The sequence below is a fragment of the Suttonella sp. R2A3 genome, from assembly GCF_021513215.1.
Lineage (GTDB): Bacteria > Pseudomonadota > Gammaproteobacteria > Cardiobacteriales > Cardiobacteriaceae > JAHUUI01.
On the sequence record NZ_CP090975.1, the window covers coordinates 1,314,029 to 1,332,339 of the forward strand.

The window sequence follows — 18,311 nt, forward strand, 5'->3', positions numbered from 1 at the left end:
ATTTTACGCTGGCTTTTAAGGTTTAGGGGATATTTTGTCGGCATTTCGTTATCCATCGTGGCTCATACTTGGCGTTGTGTTAGGGCAGACGTCGGCGCAAGCCTATGCTGATAATGCGCCATGGGATAAAGACGCGCAGCGATTATATGATGTGTTAACCGCGGAATTTGACGACCAACGTGGTAATTACCAAGCGGCAATGGACACCATGGCGCGCGTTTCGGCCGACAGTAAACAATACGAAAGCTTTCAATATACCTTCAATTTAGCGATGGATGTGCTCAATTATCAGCAGGCAGAGAGCACCGCGCGTTCGTGGGTGGCAACCTTTGATGAGGATTTATCCGCGCATTGGTCGCTGGTACAAGTCTTACTGGCCAGCAAACAGGTTGACGAGGCATTTGACGAAATTTGCCTGATTTTTAATCTTGATGATACGCCACATCATGTTGCGCAATTATCGCGCTATCTTACCGAACTGCCCGATAGTGATGCGCGACTTGCTTTGTTACAACGTCTTTCAAAACGTTATCCAGATAATGCCTACCTTTATTATTACATTGGCATTATGGCCAAAGAGCAAGGCAAAATCGCTGAAACGATCGCTGCGTTTAACCAGGCTTTAGCGCTTGAAGACGATTGGCCACAACTTTTACAAATGCAGGCTAAATCGTTAGCGAGTATCGGGCAACTTAGCCGCGCGAGCGAGATTATGGACAACTTGTTGGCGAAAAACCCCGATGATGAATACCTCTTATCTGCTTATATTGATATGTTGGTTGCCCATTATCAGTGGCCGGAAGCGATTGCCTTGGCTGAACGCTGGCGGGTTGTCAATCCGGAGTCAGTCGAGCTGCGTCAGCTACTCGCCTGGCTTTACGGTCAACGCGGTGAGGTGGCAAAAGCGTTGCCGGAATACCGTGCTTTGCTAGATGAGGGCTTGCTCGGTTACGATCAATATTTATTTAGTGCCGCACAGGTTTATGGTAACGCGAATGATATGGCGACTTCGGTGGCTTTATTAGCGCAAGTACCGGAAAACTCGGTGTTACGCCTACTAGCGTTACAGCAAATTGCTCTAAATGTGTTTCAAGCAGGCAATATTGAGCGGGCGCAGAAGCGTTTTGCTGCGCTGCGTCAAGAATTTCCTGATTATGCGTTGGAGATGTATTTGCTTGAGGCGAATCAGCTTGATCGCTTAGCGCTTTGGGCTGAAGGCGATCAATTGCTTGCTGAGGCCAAAGCACGTTATGGCGATCAAGTCGATGTGCTGTACGCTTTAGCCAAACATGAAAGCGCACAGCACAATACCGTTGCCGCTGAGGCGTATTACCGGCAAATACTGAGCTTAGATGCGGCTAATATCGATGCGCTCAATGCTTATGGCTACTTGCTGCTTACCCAAACCGACCGCCAAGAAGAAGCCGCACAAATGATCAAACAGGCGATCGCGCAATACGTTGACTCGCCAGCGATTCAAGACAGCTACGGCTGGCTGTTATACCAGCAAGGCAAGCCTGAAGAGGCACTAATTTGGTTACGTCGAGCTTATGCTGGGTATCGCAGTACCGATATCGTCTCGCATTATATTGACGTTTTGATGGCCACAGACAAACGCGATTTGGCCGAAGAAGTCTATCGCTATGAATATGGCGCAGCGAAAGAGCCGCAAAAACTCGAATCACTCGGTGCACGTTATGAATTTAGCGTTAATAGTCCCTAAAGGGGTATCAACTATGATGACTTTTTTCCGGAAAAAGCACCACTATGCTGTGTTGGCGCTGGCGATGCTGGCTTTGAGCTGTGTGAGCACCGCACCGATCAATGAGCAGATCAGCACCGCACAATGGTCAGCAGATGGCCGAATGGCGCTCAAATACCCGTTTTGTCGTGAGTATCAAGCTTGTGAACCGCGCGCGGTGAATGCGGCATTTTTCTGGCGCCACTTGGATGCAGATGAATCCCTCACGCTATTTGACCCCAGCGGACAGGCGCAGCTGCAGCTCGATTATCAAGGCGATCAGGTACGGGTACGCGAAGGACAAGAAGAACAGTGGTTAAGCGTTGATGAACTGACTTCGCGCTTAGGCCTACCGCTGCCGCTGGCTGATGTTGCAACTTGGCTGCGTGAGGAAAAAACACAGACAGAGTGGCGGGAAGCGGGTTGGCAGGTCCGGGTCAGCGATTGGCGTGGGAGTTATTACCGTCGTTTGGATATGACGCGTGAAGATTATCGGGTACGATTATTGATTGATGAGATGCGTTCTTTATAGCCTGTAGCACAGGCTAAATGGTGCTCAATGAACCCATTGACACCCTAACGAAATAAAAAATTGCTTTTTAAGGTTGCTAGCGCAGAAAATATCCGTATAATACGCGCTTTCCCGATAAATTTCGGGTAAAAATGTTCATTTGGGGTGTAGCCAAGTGGTTAAGGCACCAGGTTTTGATCCTGGCATGCGTAGGTTCGAATCCTTCCACCCCAGCCATTTTCTTAAGAAGATTATTAAGGTGAATGCCGTGTCACGAGGCAGTATGACCGTCTTCACGGGTAACGCTAATCCGCAGCTTGCTCGTCAAATCGTTCAACATTTAGGTTTGCCATTAGGCAATGCTTCCGTCAATCAATTTTCTGATGGCGAAGTACAAGTAGAAATTAATGAGAATGTACGCGGTAAGGATGTTTTTATCATCCAGCCGACCTGTACACCAACCAACGACAGCATCATGGAGCTTTTGGTGCTCAGCGATGCGTTACGTCGTTCGTCAGCGAACCGTATTACCGCAGTCATGCCATATTATGGCTATTCACGACAGGACCGTCGCCCGCGTTCAGCGCGTGTGCCGATTTCGGCTAAAGTGGTCGCGAATATGATCGCCAGCGTCGGTATTGATCGTGTGATGACGCTTGATTTACACGCTGATCAAATCCAAGGGTTTTTTGATTTCCCCGTGGATAATATTTACGCAACCCCAATCTTCTTAAACGATATTTTATCGCAAAACCATGATAACTTAGTGGTTGTTTCACCAGATATCGGTGGCGTACTTCGTGCTCGTGCAACTGCTAAGCGGGTTGATGCTAAATTAGCGATTATTGATAAACGTCGCCCACGGCCAAACGAATCAGAAGTGATGAATATTATTGGTGATGATATCAGCGGCTGTAACTGCGTGATTGTTGATGATATCGTCGATACCGCTGGTACCTTGGGTAATGCGGCATCTGCGCTTAAAGAGCGTGGCGCGAAAACAGTCACCGCGTATTGTACGCATGCGGTATTATCCGGTAATGCGGTCAATAATGTGAAAAACTCAGGACTTGATGAGTTGGTAGTTGCTGACTCTATTCCACTGCGTGAAGACGCGAAAAAGTGTGAGAAAATTCGTGTGCTGTCGATTGCCGGCCTGGTTGCCGAAAGTATTCGCCGTATTCACGTTGAAGAATCGATTTCATCGCTGTTTGTTGATTAAAACCAACGGCGATTTTTGTGGAGCGCTGGTCGCAAGCGCTCTTTTTTGTTAACTGGAGAGAAAAATGTCTCAAGACTATAAATATGAACTGCACGGTATGATCCGTCAGGACAATGGGAAAGGTGCGAGCCGCCGCCTGCGTCGTGAAGGATGGGTTCCGGCTATTGTCTATGGTGGCGAAGGTGAGCCTTTGTCGATCGCTGTTAAGCAAGATGAATTGGTGAAAAACGCCAAGCATGACAGCTTTTATTCACAAATCATTAATTTGAAAATCGACGGACAGGATGATCAAGAAATCCTCGTGCGTGATGTCCAGCATCATGTATTTAAGCCGTTGTTCCAACACTTCGATTTCCAGCGCATTGTTCGCGGTCAAGAGCTTTATGCAACCGTACAATTGCACTTCATCAACGAAGAAACTGCCCCTGGGGTTAAAGACGAAGGCGGGATTATTTCGCACTACCTCAACTCAGTGGATATCGTTTGTCGTCCGCGTCACTTACCTGAATACATTGAAGTGGATATGGGTGAGGTTGAAATGGGTACCGTCATTCACTTAAGTGATCTGGTTATGCCAGAAGGCGTCCGTCTGGTTCAGGAAGAAGAGCTTGAAGAAACTGCTGTGGCGCAAGTGGTTTACCCACAACGTGCTGAAGAAGACGTTTCAGAAGACGGCATTGAAGCTGATGACGCAGAAGATGCGGCAGAAGGCGAAGATGACGCCAACGAGAACGACGAAGCATAAGCCTCAAGCGATGATTAAGCTCATCGTTGGTCTCGGCAACCCCGGAGACCGCTACGCCAAAACCCGCCATAATGCGGGTTTTTGGCTATTAGATGCCTTAAATTGTGACAGCGCTTGGCGCGAAGAAGCTAAATTTTTTGGCCAATACGCAAAAGTGTTTGTGAAGTCACAACCGCTGCATTTATTAAAGCCACAAACGTTTATGAACCGTAGTGGTCAATCGCTGGCTGCGATTGCCCGATTTTATGATCTTACCCCGGAAGAAATCCTCGTGGTTCATGATGAGCTCGATTTACCTGCTGGTAGCGTCAAACTCAAACTTGGCGGTGGACACGGTGGGCATAATGGCTTGCGTGATATCATCAAAGCGCTTGATAGCAAAGACTTTTATCGTCTACGTATAGGGATTGATCACCCAGGTGATCGCAGTGAAGTGATTAACTATGTGCTTAAACCACCGGGCAAAGAACAACGCATTGAGATTGACCGCGCGATTGATGCGGCGATTGATGTGTTACCCGTTCTGGTGAGCGAAGGTGCTGAAAAAGCGATGAACCGCTTACACACACGCTAAAATTTTTCAGCACAACATCTTTGTCTTGGGCTACACAGCCTTCCATGCGTTATAATACGCGCCATTTCAATAGATAATCAGGAGGTTCCATGGGCTTTAACTGTGGGATTGTTGGTTTGCCGAATGTCGGTAAATCGACGCTTTTTAATGCGCTGACCAACGCCGGTATTGAGGCGCAAAATTATCCGTTTTGTACCATCGAGCCGAATACGGGGATTGTCCCGATGCCGGATCCGCGCCTAGATGCGCTGGCGGTTATCGTTAAGCCTGAACGCGTACTGCCCACGACCATGGAGTTTGTTGATATTGCGGGTCTGGTAGCCGGTGCTGCTCAAGGTGAAGGACTGGGCAACCAGTTTTTGGCTAATATCCGCGAAACGGATGCGATTGCCCAGGTGGTGCGGTGTTTTGACAGCGATGATGTAGTGCATGTGGCCGGTAAAGTTGATCCACTGGCCGATATTCTCGTCATTGAATCGGAGCTGATCTTAGCGGATATGGTGTCGTTGGAAAAAGCCCAGCAACGCCTGACACGGATCGCTAAAGGTGGCGATAAAGATGCGAAGCTGAAGTTAGATGTGATCGCCAAACTCTTACCGCATTTAGAAGATGGTAAGCTTGCACGCACTTGCGATTTAAGCGAGGAAGAGCGCGAGGCCGCACGCGATTTATTTTTGCTCACCATGAAGCCAATGATGTATGTGGCCAATGTCGATGAAGACAGCGTTGAGGATAACGCTTACGTTGCCGTAGTACGCGAAAAAGCCGCAAACAGTGACGCAGTGGTGGTCACCGTATGTGCGGCGATTGAAGCTGAGTTAGCGCAGCTTGATAAGCAAGAACAATTGGAACTGCTTGGCGAATACGGGCTCGATGAGCCCGGGCTCAATCGAGTGATTCGTGCTGGTTACGAGTTGCTCGATTTAGGCACCTATTTTACTGCGGGCGTTAAAGAAGTTCGCGCGTGGACGATGCCTAAAAACGCCACAGCCCCACAAGCAGCCGGGGTGATTCACACCGATTTTGAGCGTGGGTTTATTCGCGCTGAAGTGGTCGCTTATGAAGATTTTATCGCCTGCAACGGTGAGCAAGGTGCTAAAGAAGCCGGTAAATGGCGTTTAGAAGGTAAAGAATATCGGGTTAAAGAAGGCGATGTGATTCATTTCCGCTTTAACGTTTAATCGTAATAACGAGGAACAAATAATGGCTAATTATTCAACCAGTGAATTTCGTGGTGGTTTGAAAATCATGCTCGATGGAGACCCTTATACCATCGTCGAAAATGAGTTTGTCAAACCAGGTAAAGGTCAGGCGTTTAACCGCACTAAAGTGCGTAATTTAAAAACCGGTCGTGTGATTGAGCGCACCTTTAAATCGGGTGATAGCGTGCAAGCCGCTGATGTTCATGAAACTGAGATGCAATACCTCTATAAAGATGAAGACAATTGGTATTTCATGAACCTGGAAAGCTTTGAACAGCTACCGGCGCCAAATAGTGCCTTAGTCGATGCAGAAAAATGGATTCGCGAGCAAGACCTGTGCACGGTGGTATTATGGGATGGCAATATTATTAGCGTCACCGCGCCAAATTTCGTTGAATTACGGGTGGTTGATACCGATCCGGGCGTACGCGGCGATACATCTGGTGGCGGCGGTAAGCCGGCAACGCTAGAAACCGGCGCTGTGGTGCGTGTACCACTGTTCTTATCGATTGATGAGGTGGTTCGCGTGGATACGCGTAGTGGCGAATACCTGGGGCGCGCTAAAGACTAAGCGTGCGATACCCTCTTGGCTATGGCTTAGGCTATAATCATAGGCGCAACATTCGTAAGAGGAGCAATAACATGATCTTAACCCGTAGTACTTGGCTGGTGGCCTTACTGGCGCTGGCCTCTTGTGTGACTGTGAATATTTATTTTCCGGCGGCGGCGGCAGAAAAAGCCGCAGACAGCATTATTGATGATGTATGGAATGAATCTGCGATGGTTGTGCCGAATAACGCACCGGTAGTTGAATTGGGCACGTATTCTGCCTCACGTGAATTATTGGTGGGCCTGCTGAATGTAATCAGCGCTGATGCTCAGGCGCAAAGCGTTGATTTTAACGCCAGCTCGCCAAAAATTGAGCAAATTAAATCGCGTATGGGCACTCGCTTTAGTCAAATGAAACCGCTGTTTGCCAGTGGTGCGATTGGCTTGACTGGAGATGGGTATGTGGCGATTCGTGATGCTCAAGCAGCGCCAATGGCCCAGCGTGGACAAATGAACCAATGGGTGAATGCTGAAAACGCTGACCGCAAAGCGCTTTATCAAGCGATTGCTGAGGCGAATAATCAGCCAAGCTGGTTCGCGCAAATTCAAGAAACCTTCGCCCAGCGTTGGATTTCCCAAGCACCTAGCGGCTGGTGGTATCAGTCTAATGGTCAGTGGAAACAAAAATAAGGCAGCGCGTTGTTACAGAATATCCTCGTTTTTGATATTGAAACCATCGCTGATATCGATGCGTATCGCGCGCTCAATGGTGGGTTGACCGAGCTCGATGATGGTGATGTGTATCGTTTGATGGCCAGTGAACGCTTAAGCGAAGCTGGCTCAACATTTATGCGTCACCATTTACATAAAATCGTTGCCATTTCTGCGGTGATGAAAACCGCTTCCGGTGAGCTGAAAGTCTGGTCGCTTGGTGATGAGGAAAGCAGTGAATATGAGCTGATCAATCGCTTTTTCCAAGGTATTGATCGTTTTAGCCCAACACTGGTCAGCTGGAATGGTGGTGGCTTTGATTTGCCTGTGTTGCAATACCGGGCGTTATTCCATGGTATTAATGCGCGGCGCTATTTTGAGATTGGCGATGACGAGCGCGATTTTCGCTATAACAACTATCTCGCCCGTTTTCATTGGCGTCATATCGATATGATGGATGTCTTATCCGGCTTTCAGCCGCGTGCTGTCGCAAGTCTCGATGATATTGCCAAGCTGTGTGGGTTTCCAGGCAAACTCGATGTCGATGGTTCGGCGGTTCAGCAGCTTTGGGATGAAGGGAATGTGGCAGATATCCGCAATTACTGCGAAACCGATGTGTTAAATACGTATCTTGTTTACCTGCGCTTTGAAGTCTTACGCGGCAATCTCGATAAAACAGCGTGCGATCAAGCCATTCAAGAAGTACAAACCTTCCTCAATAACAGCGATAAAGCGCATTTCCAAGCCTTTTTACACGCCTGGATGGCAAGACAAAGATGAGCGATAAAGGCGAGGTGATTTACCGCGTGCAATACCATCACGCTGAGATACAGTACGATATTTACGTGCGTCATGTCTATCCATCCGATATGCCGGGTTTTATTTGTATTGAAGGGTTTCTATTTCAGGAAGAAACGCAGTTGCTGATTGACCCGCGGATGGAAAAACTCAGTCATGAGTTTGCTAACGTTGAGACGGCTTTTATCCCGTATCATCAGATTATTCGCATCGATCAAGTGTCAAAAGCGGGTGAATCGCAAACGAAAACATTAGAGAAAAACGATAAGATTAAAGCTTTTCCACGATTTGTGTAATGAGCGTTTGATCTATGATAAACTGGTTCTTTTCTTTCAATCAATCAGGAGAAAGTGATGAAAAAAACAACATTATTAATGTCAATTCTTGCTGCGTCAGGTTTACTGGTCGCATGCTCAGACGACACACAAGAAAAAGCTAAGGAAGCGGCTGATTCTGCGGCGCAAGAAGTCAAAGATGCGGGCAACGCGGCAGCTGAAAAAGCTGGTGACGCTATGGATGCGGCCAAAGATAAAGCTGACGAAGCGATCCAAGGAGCTAAGGATGCGGCTGAATCTGCTGGTGAGAAGTTAGAAGAAGCAGGCGCTGCTGTCCAAGAGAAAGCCGAGGAAATGGTTGAAGGCGCTAAAGATGCCACCCAAGCTGTTGGTGAAAAACTAGAAGAAGCTGGTAATGCGATCGCTGAAAAAACCGAAGAAACGGTTGATGCGACCAAAGCAAAAGCTGAAGAGTTAATTTCTGGCGCGAAAGAGACCGCCAATGACGCGGCTCAATCTGCACCAGCACAGCAAGCTGAAGCCGGCGCAGAAAACGTTAAGAATGCGGCTGAAGAAGCGGTTGAAGACGTTAAAACTGAAGCTTCAGAGTTGAAGAAAGCTGCTGAGGATGCTATTAATTCAACACAAAGCAACTAAATTTTCTTAGCTTATACAAACCCACGCTTGGCGTGGGTTTTTTTATGCGCTGAATTTGGCGGTTACTGTGTGGCTGCTAACTCAATAAATGCGGTTAGGTAGTCGATCGATAAATCAAGGTTACGTGCGCCGAGATAGATATATTTATGAATCCCCTGATCGCCTAAGCGCAGGCTTCGCAGTGCTAAGTGTTCATGTTGTTCAATCAGCCAACGGGGCATCGCAGCAACCCCTCGACCGGCCGCGACCAACTCCAGGAGAATTTCTGTGGTTTCAATCGTTTTGTGCGCGGCGACACTTGTGTGAGCAGGCTGTAAAAACTGGGTGAATATATCCAGGCGTTCGCTGGGTACGGGATAGGTGAGCAAGGTTTCTGTGCTGAGATCGTGTGGGTCAATCTGTGTTTTACCGGCTAAATGATGGTTATTTGCTACCACCAGCACCTGTTCATAGGCAAACACCGGTGAGAACGTCAGCCCATCAGTGTGCACAGGGTCGGGCGTGATGAGGACATCAACTTCATGATTAATCAGCGCGTTGATGCCGCTAAATTGGAATTGTTGTTTGACGTCTAAATCAACTTCCGGCCAAGCCTGTAAATACGGATGAACGATGGTCAGCAACCAGCGATAGCAGGGATGACATTCCATACCAATACGCAGGCTGCCTCTTCGTCCTTTAGCATAGCGCTGAAGCTCGGCTTCGGCGTGCTCAAACTGTGGCAATAAACGGCAAGCCATTTCGTGTAATTCCTCACCCGCACGCGTTAAACGCAGGCGCCGTCCGTCTTTTTGCCAGACGTGCACCCCAATATGATCCTCAAGCTTTTTAATCGTGTGGCTTAGCGCCGATTGGCTTAAATGTAGGGTGTTTGCTGCCTGAGTGAGCGTTCCCTGGTCGACCACGGCGCGGATAATGGCGAGATGATGGCGTTCGAGCATAAATGGCGTTGGGGTTAAGTAAATATATGACATACAATAGGCGCTCTTTTGCTTTGACACAAGGAAAACCCATGTCACTCGCGCACAGCAAAGCCTCTCTCATCGGTGGCACGCTTATTATTACCGGAACCATTATGGGCGCAGGGATGCTCGCCATCCCGACCGCGACCGCAGGTATTTGGTTCTATCCTTCTTTGATTTTATTGGCGCTCACCTGGCTGTGCATGATGACTTCAGGACTGCTGATTTTAGAAGCCAATACCCATTACTCGCTCGAGGCCAGTTTCCCGACGATGGTTAAAGATCTATTGGGGCCTTTTTGGTATGTGCTCAACGGCTTGTCACTCGCTTTTGTGCTTTATATTCTGACCTATGCCTATATTTCTGCCGGAGGCGATTTAACCCGCCATAATCTCAATGCTTTATTAGGCAGTGATCAAGTCCCTTATTGGTTGGGACAAACGGTCTTTTTTATTGTCTTGGCCGGCTGTGTGTGGTTTTCTACCCTGTGGGTGACACGCTTCAATGCCATCTTGATTGGCGGGATGGTGCTTACTTTTGTCGCGGCGTGTAGCGGTATGGTGCCTACTGCTTCTTGGTCGGTGTTAACCAATGAGAGCGGTGCTCAAGCTGGTTATTGGGGCTATATTTGGCCGACGTTGACCGTCGCGCTCGCTTCGTTTGGTTTTCACGGTAATGTGCCGAGTTTGCGACGTTATTTTCAAGGCGATGCACGTCGAGTCACGATTGCGGTAATCAGCGGCAGCTTTTTGGCGCTGTTGGTGTATGTGTTTTGGCAGATTGCGGTGCAAGGGAATTTACCGCGAGTGGCGTTTAGTCCGGTGATCGCCGATGACGGACAGCTCTCGAGCTTAATTGATGCGCTGAGTGCTTATACCCAGACAGGCAACGCGATGGCGCTGTTATCATTATTTACTTATCTCGCGATTGCCACATCCTTTTTAGGCGTCACTTTAGGTCTGTTTGATTTTATTGCCGACTTGTTCTCTTGGGATGATAGCGCGTTCGGCAAAGCGAAAACGGCAGCCGTCACATTCTTGCCACCCTTTATCTTTTGCTTATGGAAGCCGTATGGGTTTGTCAGCGCGATTGGTTACGCAGGGCTTGCGGCAACCATCTGGGTTGCAATTATTCCGGTGCTGATGGTGTATGTTGCACGACGACGCTTTAACCAGCAAGGTTTTCGTGTTCCAGGTGGGGTTGTCACCTTAGCAATCGTGATGCTTTTTGGGGTGTTAAACATCGCTGCGCATTTTTTAGCGCAGTTCGGGATTGCCGCACAATATATGCCCAGTTAGTTGAATTTAGGGCAAAATGAGTTCCCGCGTTGATGAAGTCCTTGATTTGGTTATTATTTGAAAAAAGATACTTGAAGATAATTTTTAAGATAAAATCAATGAATGCAGGGTGTTTTTACGCCCTGTAATAACATTTACTTGGAGGTTCATTTATGTTTAAAGGGTTTAAAGAGTTTATTTCTCGCGGTAACGCGATTGATTTGGCGGTTGGTGTGGTGATTGGTGCGGCTTTTGGCGCTGTGGTTACTGGCTTAGTAGAGACATTTATCAACCCACTGATTTCTGTAATTGCTGGCGAGCCTAATTTTGATGATATCGGCTTTACCCTTAATGGTGTACTGTTCCCTATCGGACAAATCATTACCGCATTGGTTAATTTCTTACTCGTGGCCTTTGCGATTTATTTCTTTATTGTTATGCCAATGAACAAATTGAACGCGCGGATGAAAAAAGAAGAAGAAGCCGAAGAAGCGCCAGCAGAGCCATCAGAAGAGGTGGTGTTGTTGCGTGAAATTCGTGATCAATTAGCGAAATCAGACAAAGTTTAAATCACGTTAGTATGCGATGAATTAAGCCCACCTTTTGGTGGGCTTTTTTGTCTCTATAGACTTCCCCACGATTGATTAAAGATAGCCTAAGAGCTGCCACCATAAATAATCCAGCGGCCAAAGCACTACGACACTGATTACGGCAAGTATCAGGCACAGATGGGTAACGTCTCTATGGCTCACATAGCCTGATTGGATGGCAATCATCAAAGGTGGCGCCTGATAAGGCAGCCACACGGTTGAAAAACCCAGCACCTGAATCATCGCTATCGCGTCAACTGATAGGCCACTAGCTTCAGATAAAGTGGTACCCATCGGCGTGAGGATCGCTGGAATGCTGGCTAAGGTGGCCAGTATGCCTGTTAGGCTTGATAGGCCGGCAATGGTGGCAAAGTTGGTCGCGTGTTCCTTTGGGGATAAAGGCGCAATATGCAATAAGGCATCGACCATTTGTGTGGCGAGACCGCTGTGGAAAGCAACCACACCCATGCCGACAATTGCGGCTACATAGAAAAGCGGTTCTAAATTCATCCGGCGAATCGGTTGTTCACCGAGCAAACCGCTACCTGGCCACAAACAGTACAACGCACCGATCATACCGACCCAAGCAGAAGATATACCGTGTATGTCTTCGCTCAACCATAAACCTAAAACGCCGGTCAGTAACAAAGCCAGTTGTTTCGCCGATCGACTCAATGGTGCAGCTTCTAATGGTTGGCGTAGTGGCGCTTTATCACGATAAAAAATACACAATATCGCCCATAAAATCAGCATTTTTAACAGCCCGAGCAGCGGAAAATGCAGCACTAAATACTGCAAATAACTTGGACTGTTAGCAAATAAGCTATCCATCATGCCGATTAAGATGTTGTTTGGAACATTGGCCGGTAATACCGTAAACGCGGGTAGAAATGTGGCAAAAACCATCCCTAGTAACATGCCACGATAAGCACGATCCTCGCGCTGGTAGCCTAACGACTGAGCCAAAGCAGCGACAATGGGCAGTAACAATAAAATACGTCCCATCGCGGAGGGCATGATGAACATCAAGCCACTGCCGAGTAGCATACTGCCGGCGAGTGCGTGATAGACCGAGCGGGCAAGCAATGGCGCGATACAACGCGCAAGATAAGCGCCAAGCCCGGTATGGTTGATCGCCATACCAAGTACAGCACCCGAGAAAAAGAGCCACACGGCTGGTGAGGCAAAGCCAGAGAATAGGATATCCAGCGGCACGACCTGACCGATTACACATAAGAGGAAAAATAGCAGCGCGGTGTAGTATTCCGGTAAGCGTCCACTCGCCCATAAACCAATGGTTAACACGATAACCGTGCCGGCGCGCTGGCTTTGCGACAGCGGGAATACAGTTTGTGCGAGCACCACAGCAAAGATGATGAAAAGCAGTAATCGTGATGGTGAATGTGCTGTGGATGTGCGCATCGCTTTATCCGCTAAACTTAGCCACGAGGCCTAAATCAGCCAGCCCTTGCGCTAAGATATTGAGCACAGCAAAAATGATCACTAACAGTATTACTAACTTGCCACCAGGCACGCGAAAACGACCGCTATTACCCTGTTCTCGGGTTTTGCGCACCATCAGCGCCGGGATGATGATCCCCCAAATGGTTAGGGCAACCCCGGCATAGGCAATGGCGCTGACAAACCCGTAGGGTTGCCACAGGCATAAAGCGAGCGGTGCGACAAAGGCGATGATCGCGGTTTTAAAACGATCGCCGCGACTATCGTTAAAGTGGCAAAAATCGCTGATAAATTCAAAAAGGCCTAGGGCGACGCCTAAAAACGAGGTGGCGATGGCGAAATAACTGAATAACGCCAATAAACCCACCACCGAAGGCGCCAGTACATAAGGCCGCATCGCATCAATGAGCTGCGAGACTTGTCCTCCAGAGGCGATAACAGGGGCAAACTCACTACGCGGTAGATTACCTTGTACAGCCGTTTGCCAAAGTATGTAGAGCAGTAGCACAGAAAAACTGCCTATGATTAATGCCCAGGCGATCTGTGAGGTGCGATCGGCTAAATATACCCGTAACGTTGGCACGTTGATGTGATAGCCAAAAGAGGTTAAAACGACTGGTAGCGATAACCACACATAGCGCCAATTGCCGACATCTTGCTCAGGGATTAAGGTGTTTAGCTGCACGCTCGGTAGTAAGGCACCGCTGGCTAAGAAAAAGGTCAGCAATAACCCACCTAAAATCAATGCGTTAAATCGAGCGACCCAATGATGTGATAGCCAGACAACGAGTCCTAAAACGGCGAAAAAAATCAATTGTCCGACCCAAATCGGTGTGTCGTGGCCGCTGAGTGAGGCGATATTAGCGCTGGTAATATCACCGCCGACCGCGATATAAGCATAGACCAAGATATAGAGCACAAAACCCAGTGATAAGCTGTTAAGCAGTGCCCAGCGGTTACCCAGTAATTGTTTTACCATGGTTGGGAAATGTGCGCGGCGATCAAAGCCTTGGCTGGCTTCTAAGATCATCAAACTGGTGGTCATCATCACCAGCCACGTGATAAACAGGATAATTAATGAACGCCCATACCACAGGCCGCTGGTCGCAGTCGGTATGGCAATCATTCCTGCGCCTACGGCAGTCCCAATAACGATAAAGGTGGCGGCAATGAATGCCGCGATATGTTTGATGGAGCTCATACAATTATTTTATACCTAAAGCGCTACTGTACCACGCCAGGCAGCTTATTGACGTATGTCAATGTGGTGTTTTATGATTTAGTATATGATAATCAACATTATTCTTATCTAGGAGAAGACCTTATGCTTTCTCGCCGCCGCTTTAACCAATTTGCTTTAGCGAGTGCTTCTGCTGCTGCGCTATCACCCGTTTTAGCACAAAATGCTTCTCCAATCACCCTTTGGGGGCCACCGGTAGCACCAACGGCGTTGCTTTCTTTGGCAGCGCAAGATGAGGCACTTCAGGAAGTCTATCCAGGGATCAGCGCGAAAACCTGGGCAACGCCAGATCAATTACGTGCAGGACTGGCGAATGGTGAGATGCCATTGGTGATGGTGCCGAGTTATGTGGCGGCAAATTTCCGCAACCAGGGTCGTGACGTTGGCTTGCTCAATATTATGACTTTTGGCTTACTTTATGTAATCGGTAAAGATGATTCAGTGAATTCACTCGAAGATTTGATCGGCAAAACGTTGGTGATGCCGTTTAAGCAGGACATGCCTGATTTGGTCTTGCAGACCCTACTTGCAAAAGCCGGCATCGATCAAGATCAAGTCACGATTCAATATACGTCCACACCACCGGAAGCTTTGATGCTGTTCTTAAGCGGTAAAGCCGATGTCGCATTATTGCCAGAACCGGCAGTCAGTATGGCGCAAATTAAAGCGAAAGGTTTAGGGATGGATGTTCAGCGTCGCCTCAATATTCAGGAATTATGGGGATCATATATGGAAACGAAGGCGCGTATCCCACAGGCAGGATTGATGGTGACCCGTGAATTTTATGAAACACAGCAGCCATTTTTACAAGCGCTTCACCAGCCGTTGCAGCGTGCGTTAAACTTGTGTGACGAGAACCCACAGCTTGCTGCTGAACGAACCGCAGATATATTGAAAGCACCTGTTCCGGTCATGGCGGCTTCTATTCCGCAGGCGAATTTGACGATCACCCATGCAAGTGAAATTAGCGAAGAGATACTGGAATTTTTTGATGTGCTTTATCAGCTCAACCCAAAAATTCTTGGTGGTAAAGCAGCTGATAGTGATTTGATCTGGTCGATGCCAGCCTAACTAGACATGCTTTTTAAGCAGGGTCAAAAACTCGAGCGGGATTATCCGTGGCGTATCATTGATTATTGCTGGGGTGTTTTTCCGGCATTGGCGAGCATTTGTTTGTTTATGGCGCTTTGGCAGTACGCTCATCAAGTATTGGGTGCCATGTTGATGCCTTCGCCACAGACAGTGCTTGCTCGCGCCTATGAAATTCTCTACAGCCATGCAGGACAGCAGACGGTTCTCACCACTTTGGCGCGAGGCGCCGTCGGTATCGCTCTCGCGTTATTTATTGGTATTGGTGGTGGTTTGTTGGCAGGAGTGAGTAAAACACTGGCGCTATTACTGCGTCCGTTGATTACGATGCTGCTTGGTACGCCACCAATTATTTGGGTGGTGCTTGCGCTGTTTTGGTTTGGCATGGGCTTTGCGAGCACCGTTTTTACGGTGATGATTAGTGTATTGCCGATGGTTTTTGCAGCGGCGATGATGGGGATGATGAGTGTGAGTGAGCCATTAAAGGAAATGCTGCGCATTTATCGTTTGCCGCTTACCCAGCGGATTCGCCATTTGTATGTACCCCATCTCACGCAGCAGCTGTTACCAGCGATTATAGTCGCTTTTGGTACCGGACTTAAGATTACGGTTATGGCGGAGTTGCTCGGCAGCAATGAGGGGATTGGCTCTGAACTCGCTAATGCACGTGCGATGCTCGAAACCACCGATGTGATGGCGTATGTGGTGATCATCGTTAGTATTATTATGCTGATTGAATACGGGGTGCTTGAACCACTCAAGCGTTTATTATTACCACAACGTTCCACGTGAAACATGTTACACGCTGAAAATATCCAAATTGACCTGATGATGGTGCCGATTGTTGAGGATATTTCCTTGGCGCTGGCGCCAGGAAATTGCGTGTGTATCGTTGGCCCATCAGGGGGCGGTAAAACGACTCTATTACGCGCGATCAGTGGCTTGATCGATATTAAAGAAGGTCAGATAGAATGCACTTTTCAACGATTGGCTTATTTGTTCCAGGAGCCACGATTGTTACCTTGGTATAGTGCGGCTGAAAACGTGCGTATCGTGGCGCCAAATAACGATCTGGAAGCCGTCTATGACTGGTTTGACATACTGGGTTTGGCGAGAGAAGATATGGATAAATTTCCCCATGAACTCTCGGGCGGCATGCAACAACGGGTTGCTTTAGCGCGCGCACTGATTGTTAGGCCAGATATGCTGATTATGGATGAGCCATTTTCTGCGCTGGATCATCAATTGCGCCGGCGCTTACAAAAACTCATTGTCAGCCAAATTGAAGATCATTCGCTTGCGGTGTGTATGGTGACGCATGATCGTGAAGAAGCGCTGCTGCTTGGACAACGCATTATTCGCATTAGTGGTAAACCTGCGGTTCTTGAGCATACGCTCGATTTACCCACCCCTTATCATGCACGTGATGATCAATTTGTTCGCGACTATTTACACCACCGGATTTTTGCTGAAATTGAAGCGGCATAAGCGATGGTTAACGCTAGAATGGATAGATTATGGTACGCAGCAAAGTTGGTTTATGGGCACGATAATAGATTGTGGGAGTGTTGATGTTGGGTTCTTTTAAGACAAGGCAAAATTTAGAACACCCGTTCCGCCTTTTTTTCCTCTTGGCAATTACCGGTATTATCGTTGCCTTGATGCCGTGGTTTAGTGTGTCTTTTGCCCCACAATACGCAGGCCATTTTCCGCTGCACTGGCATGCCTTTGCGTTTATTGAATTGGTCGGTGGCGCAGCATTTGCTGGTTTTTTGCTGACGGCGCTACCGTCTTGGTGTAGCTACCGACCGCCTCTACGCTACCATAGCATCCTACTTGTTTTGTTGTTGGGCGTAGCTCTCATTTGTCTTCCTTGGCCGCGGCTAAGCAGCATCCTGATTAATGGATTTTGGCTCTATTTATTGGGCCTGGCTGCGCGCTATATCGTGCACACACGCAGCTGGCATCATGCGAGCTTTATCGGCGTAGTTTCCGCAATTGCTGCGTTAAGCATCGCCTATAGCCTTAATCCTCAGGCGAAATGGCTGCATGCCAGTGTGGATGTGATGATTATTGGGATTGCGTTAGCCAATTTTCGTGTCGGTCGCGTCTTGGGTAATCAGGCTTTAGAAGATAGTGGGATCGATGATGAGCAATTTATCCCCAATCCCTTTTATAAAAATATTTCCGCGTTGTTACTGATGCTTGCTGCTAGCTTAAGCCTACTGGCGAGTGAGGCCGTGCAAGGCTGGCTGTATCTCGCTGTCGGGATGAGTTTTGCCGCACGCCTACAAGATTGGCATGATAGTCGCCTGCTAAAGCGCGCTTATATACGGGTATATTATGCAGTGAGTCTAAGTATGGCGTTTGGTTATATGGCGCTTGGATTGGTGTTGCTCACAGCCCCTCAACTCTTTAGTTTTGTCCGGCATTTTCTAGCGATTGCGGTGTATTTATTGATGGTGCTGACGATTATGTCGATTGTTGGTCTGCGTCATAGTGGCTTAAAACTGCGTTTTTATTTTGATACTCAGTTGGCGATGTTGCTGGTTGTGGTTGCGGCTCTGTCGCGGAGTGTCTTGGTTATATATTATCCAAGCTTAATGACGCTTTATACGATACCAAGCGTTGCACTATCTCTCGCGTTTATTATTTATATAGCACGCTATCAAGCGATCTTTCGTCATCATGAGCCACGCTAAGATCC

General features: G+C 48.0%; 20 protein-coding genes and 1 tRNA gene. 18 read left to right on the forward strand and 3 right to left on the reverse strand.

What is annotated here, in order from left to right; all coding sequences use genetic code 11:
- Positions 1–34 precede the first annotated feature (34 nt).
- The 12 genes from L0B52_RS06225 to L0B52_RS06280 all read left to right on the forward strand — a co-directional run bounded on the left by L0B52_RS06225 (position 35) and on the right by L0B52_RS06280 (position 8,985).
- Positions 35–1,723 carry a tetratricopeptide repeat protein gene (locus L0B52_RS06225; RefSeq protein WP_235063870.1) on the forward strand — a complete coding sequence of 563 codons (1,689 nt, stop codon included), beginning with the start codon at positions 35–37 and terminating at the stop codon, positions 1,721–1,723.
- Positions 1,724–1,736: 13 nt separating this feature from the next.
- Complete coding sequence (locus L0B52_RS06230) at positions 1,737–2,273, forward strand: lipoprotein insertase outer membrane protein LolB (protein WP_235063871.1); 537 nt, start codon at positions 1,737–1,739, stop codon at positions 2,271–2,273.
- A gap of 140 nt (positions 2,274–2,413) precedes the next feature.
- A tRNA-Gln gene (locus L0B52_RS06235) sits at positions 2,414–2,489 on the forward strand.
- Between the two features lie 46 nt (positions 2,490–2,535).
- Positions 2,536–3,474: a ribose-phosphate pyrophosphokinase gene (locus L0B52_RS06240; RefSeq protein WP_235063872.1), complete on the forward strand. Its 939-nt coding sequence runs from the start codon at positions 2,536–2,538 to the stop codon at positions 3,472–3,474.
- 64 nt (positions 3,475–3,538) lie between these two features.
- A complete protein-coding gene (locus tag L0B52_RS06245; RefSeq protein WP_235063873.1) occupies positions 3,539–4,219 on the forward strand; it encodes a 50S ribosomal protein L25/general stress protein Ctc in 681 nt (226 codons plus the stop codon).
- A 10-nt stretch (positions 4,220–4,229) separates the two neighbouring features.
- Positions 4,230–4,793, forward strand: a complete 564-nt coding sequence (gene pth / locus L0B52_RS06250) for an aminoacyl-tRNA hydrolase (protein ID WP_235065466.1) — start codon at positions 4,230–4,232, stop codon at positions 4,791–4,793.
- A gap of 89 nt (positions 4,794–4,882) precedes the next feature.
- Positions 4,883–5,974, forward strand: coding sequence for a redox-regulated ATPase YchF (gene ychF, locus L0B52_RS06255; protein ID WP_235063874.1), 1,092 nt, complete (start codon positions 4,883–4,885; stop codon positions 5,972–5,974).
- Between the two features lie 22 nt (positions 5,975–5,996).
- Positions 5,997–6,566, forward strand: coding sequence for an elongation factor P (gene efp, locus L0B52_RS06260; RefSeq protein ID WP_235063875.1), 570 nt, complete (start codon positions 5,997–5,999; stop codon positions 6,564–6,566).
- A 71-nt stretch (positions 6,567–6,637) separates the two neighbouring features.
- Positions 6,638–7,234, forward strand: a complete 597-nt coding sequence (locus L0B52_RS06265; RefSeq protein WP_235063876.1) for a YdbL family protein — start codon at positions 6,638–6,640, stop codon at positions 7,232–7,234.
- 9 nt (positions 7,235–7,243) lie between these two features.
- Positions 7,244–8,035, forward strand: a complete 792-nt coding sequence (locus L0B52_RS06270) for a 3'-5' exonuclease (RefSeq protein WP_235063877.1) — start codon at positions 7,244–7,246, stop codon at positions 8,033–8,035.
- Positions 8,032–8,349, forward strand: a complete 318-nt coding sequence (locus tag L0B52_RS06275) for a DUF1820 family protein (protein ID WP_235063878.1) — start codon at positions 8,032–8,034, stop codon at positions 8,347–8,349. The genes L0B52_RS06270 and L0B52_RS06275 overlap by 4 nt, the downstream gene beginning before the upstream one ends.
- 57 nt (positions 8,350–8,406) lie before the next feature.
- Entirely contained in the window at positions 8,407–8,985 is a 579-nt protein-coding gene (locus L0B52_RS06280; protein WP_235063879.1) for a hypothetical protein, read from the forward strand.
- A 62-nt stretch (positions 8,986–9,047) separates the two neighbouring features.
- Here L0B52_RS06280 and L0B52_RS06285 read toward each other — a convergent pair whose 3' ends face one another.
- Positions 9,048–9,926 (reverse strand): LysR family transcriptional regulator, encoded by an 879-nt coding sequence (locus tag L0B52_RS06285; RefSeq protein WP_409202327.1) that lies wholly within the window; start codon positions 9,924–9,926, stop codon positions 9,048–9,050.
- Positions 9,927–9,997: 71 nt separating this feature from the next.
- On the opposite strand from L0B52_RS06285, the gene L0B52_RS06290 reads away from it, so the two are divergent.
- Positions 9,998–11,245 carry an aromatic amino acid transporter gene (locus L0B52_RS06290; protein WP_235063881.1) on the forward strand — a complete coding sequence of 416 codons (1,248 nt, stop codon included), beginning with the start codon at positions 9,998–10,000 and terminating at the stop codon, positions 11,243–11,245.
- Between the two features lie 152 nt (positions 11,246–11,397).
- Complete coding sequence (gene mscL, locus L0B52_RS06295) at positions 11,398–11,793, forward strand: large conductance mechanosensitive channel protein MscL (protein ID WP_235063882.1); 396 nt, start codon at positions 11,398–11,400, stop codon at positions 11,791–11,793.
- A 75-nt stretch (positions 11,794–11,868) separates the two neighbouring features.
- On the opposite strand, the gene L0B52_RS06300 is transcribed toward mscL, so the two are convergent.
- Together L0B52_RS06300 and L0B52_RS06305 are read right to left on the reverse strand one after the other, a co-directional pair.
- Positions 11,869–13,236, reverse strand: coding sequence for an SLC13 family permease (locus L0B52_RS06300; protein ID WP_235063883.1), 1,368 nt, complete (start codon positions 13,234–13,236; stop codon positions 11,869–11,871).
- A 4-nt stretch (positions 13,237–13,240) separates the two neighbouring features.
- The gene (locus L0B52_RS06305; RefSeq protein WP_235063884.1) at positions 13,241–14,476 is read right to left on the reverse strand and encodes an aromatic amino acid transporter; all 1,236 of its coding nucleotides are present in this window, start codon (positions 14,474–14,476) and stop codon (positions 13,241–13,243) included.
- Between the two features lie 123 nt (positions 14,477–14,599).
- Between L0B52_RS06305 and L0B52_RS06310 the strand changes: the two genes are divergently transcribed.
- The 4 genes from L0B52_RS06310 (at position 14,600) to L0B52_RS06325 (ending at position 18,306) form a co-directional block, all read left to right on the forward strand.
- Positions 14,600–15,586, forward strand: a complete 987-nt coding sequence (locus L0B52_RS06310; protein WP_235063885.1) for an ABC transporter substrate-binding protein — start codon at positions 14,600–14,602, stop codon at positions 15,584–15,586.
- A gap of 6 nt (positions 15,587–15,592) precedes the next feature.
- A complete protein-coding gene (locus tag L0B52_RS06315; protein WP_235063886.1) occupies positions 15,593–16,396 on the forward strand; it encodes an ABC transporter permease in 804 nt (267 codons plus the stop codon).
- 3 nt (positions 16,397–16,399) lie between these two features.
- Positions 16,400–17,092, forward strand: a complete 693-nt coding sequence (locus tag L0B52_RS06320; protein WP_235063887.1) for an ABC transporter ATP-binding protein — start codon at positions 16,400–16,402, stop codon at positions 17,090–17,092.
- Between the two features lie 83 nt (positions 17,093–17,175).
- Positions 17,176–18,306, forward strand: coding sequence for an NnrS family protein (locus L0B52_RS06325; RefSeq protein WP_235063888.1), 1,131 nt, complete (start codon positions 17,176–17,178; stop codon positions 18,304–18,306).
- Positions 18,307–18,311: the final 5 nt, after the last annotated feature.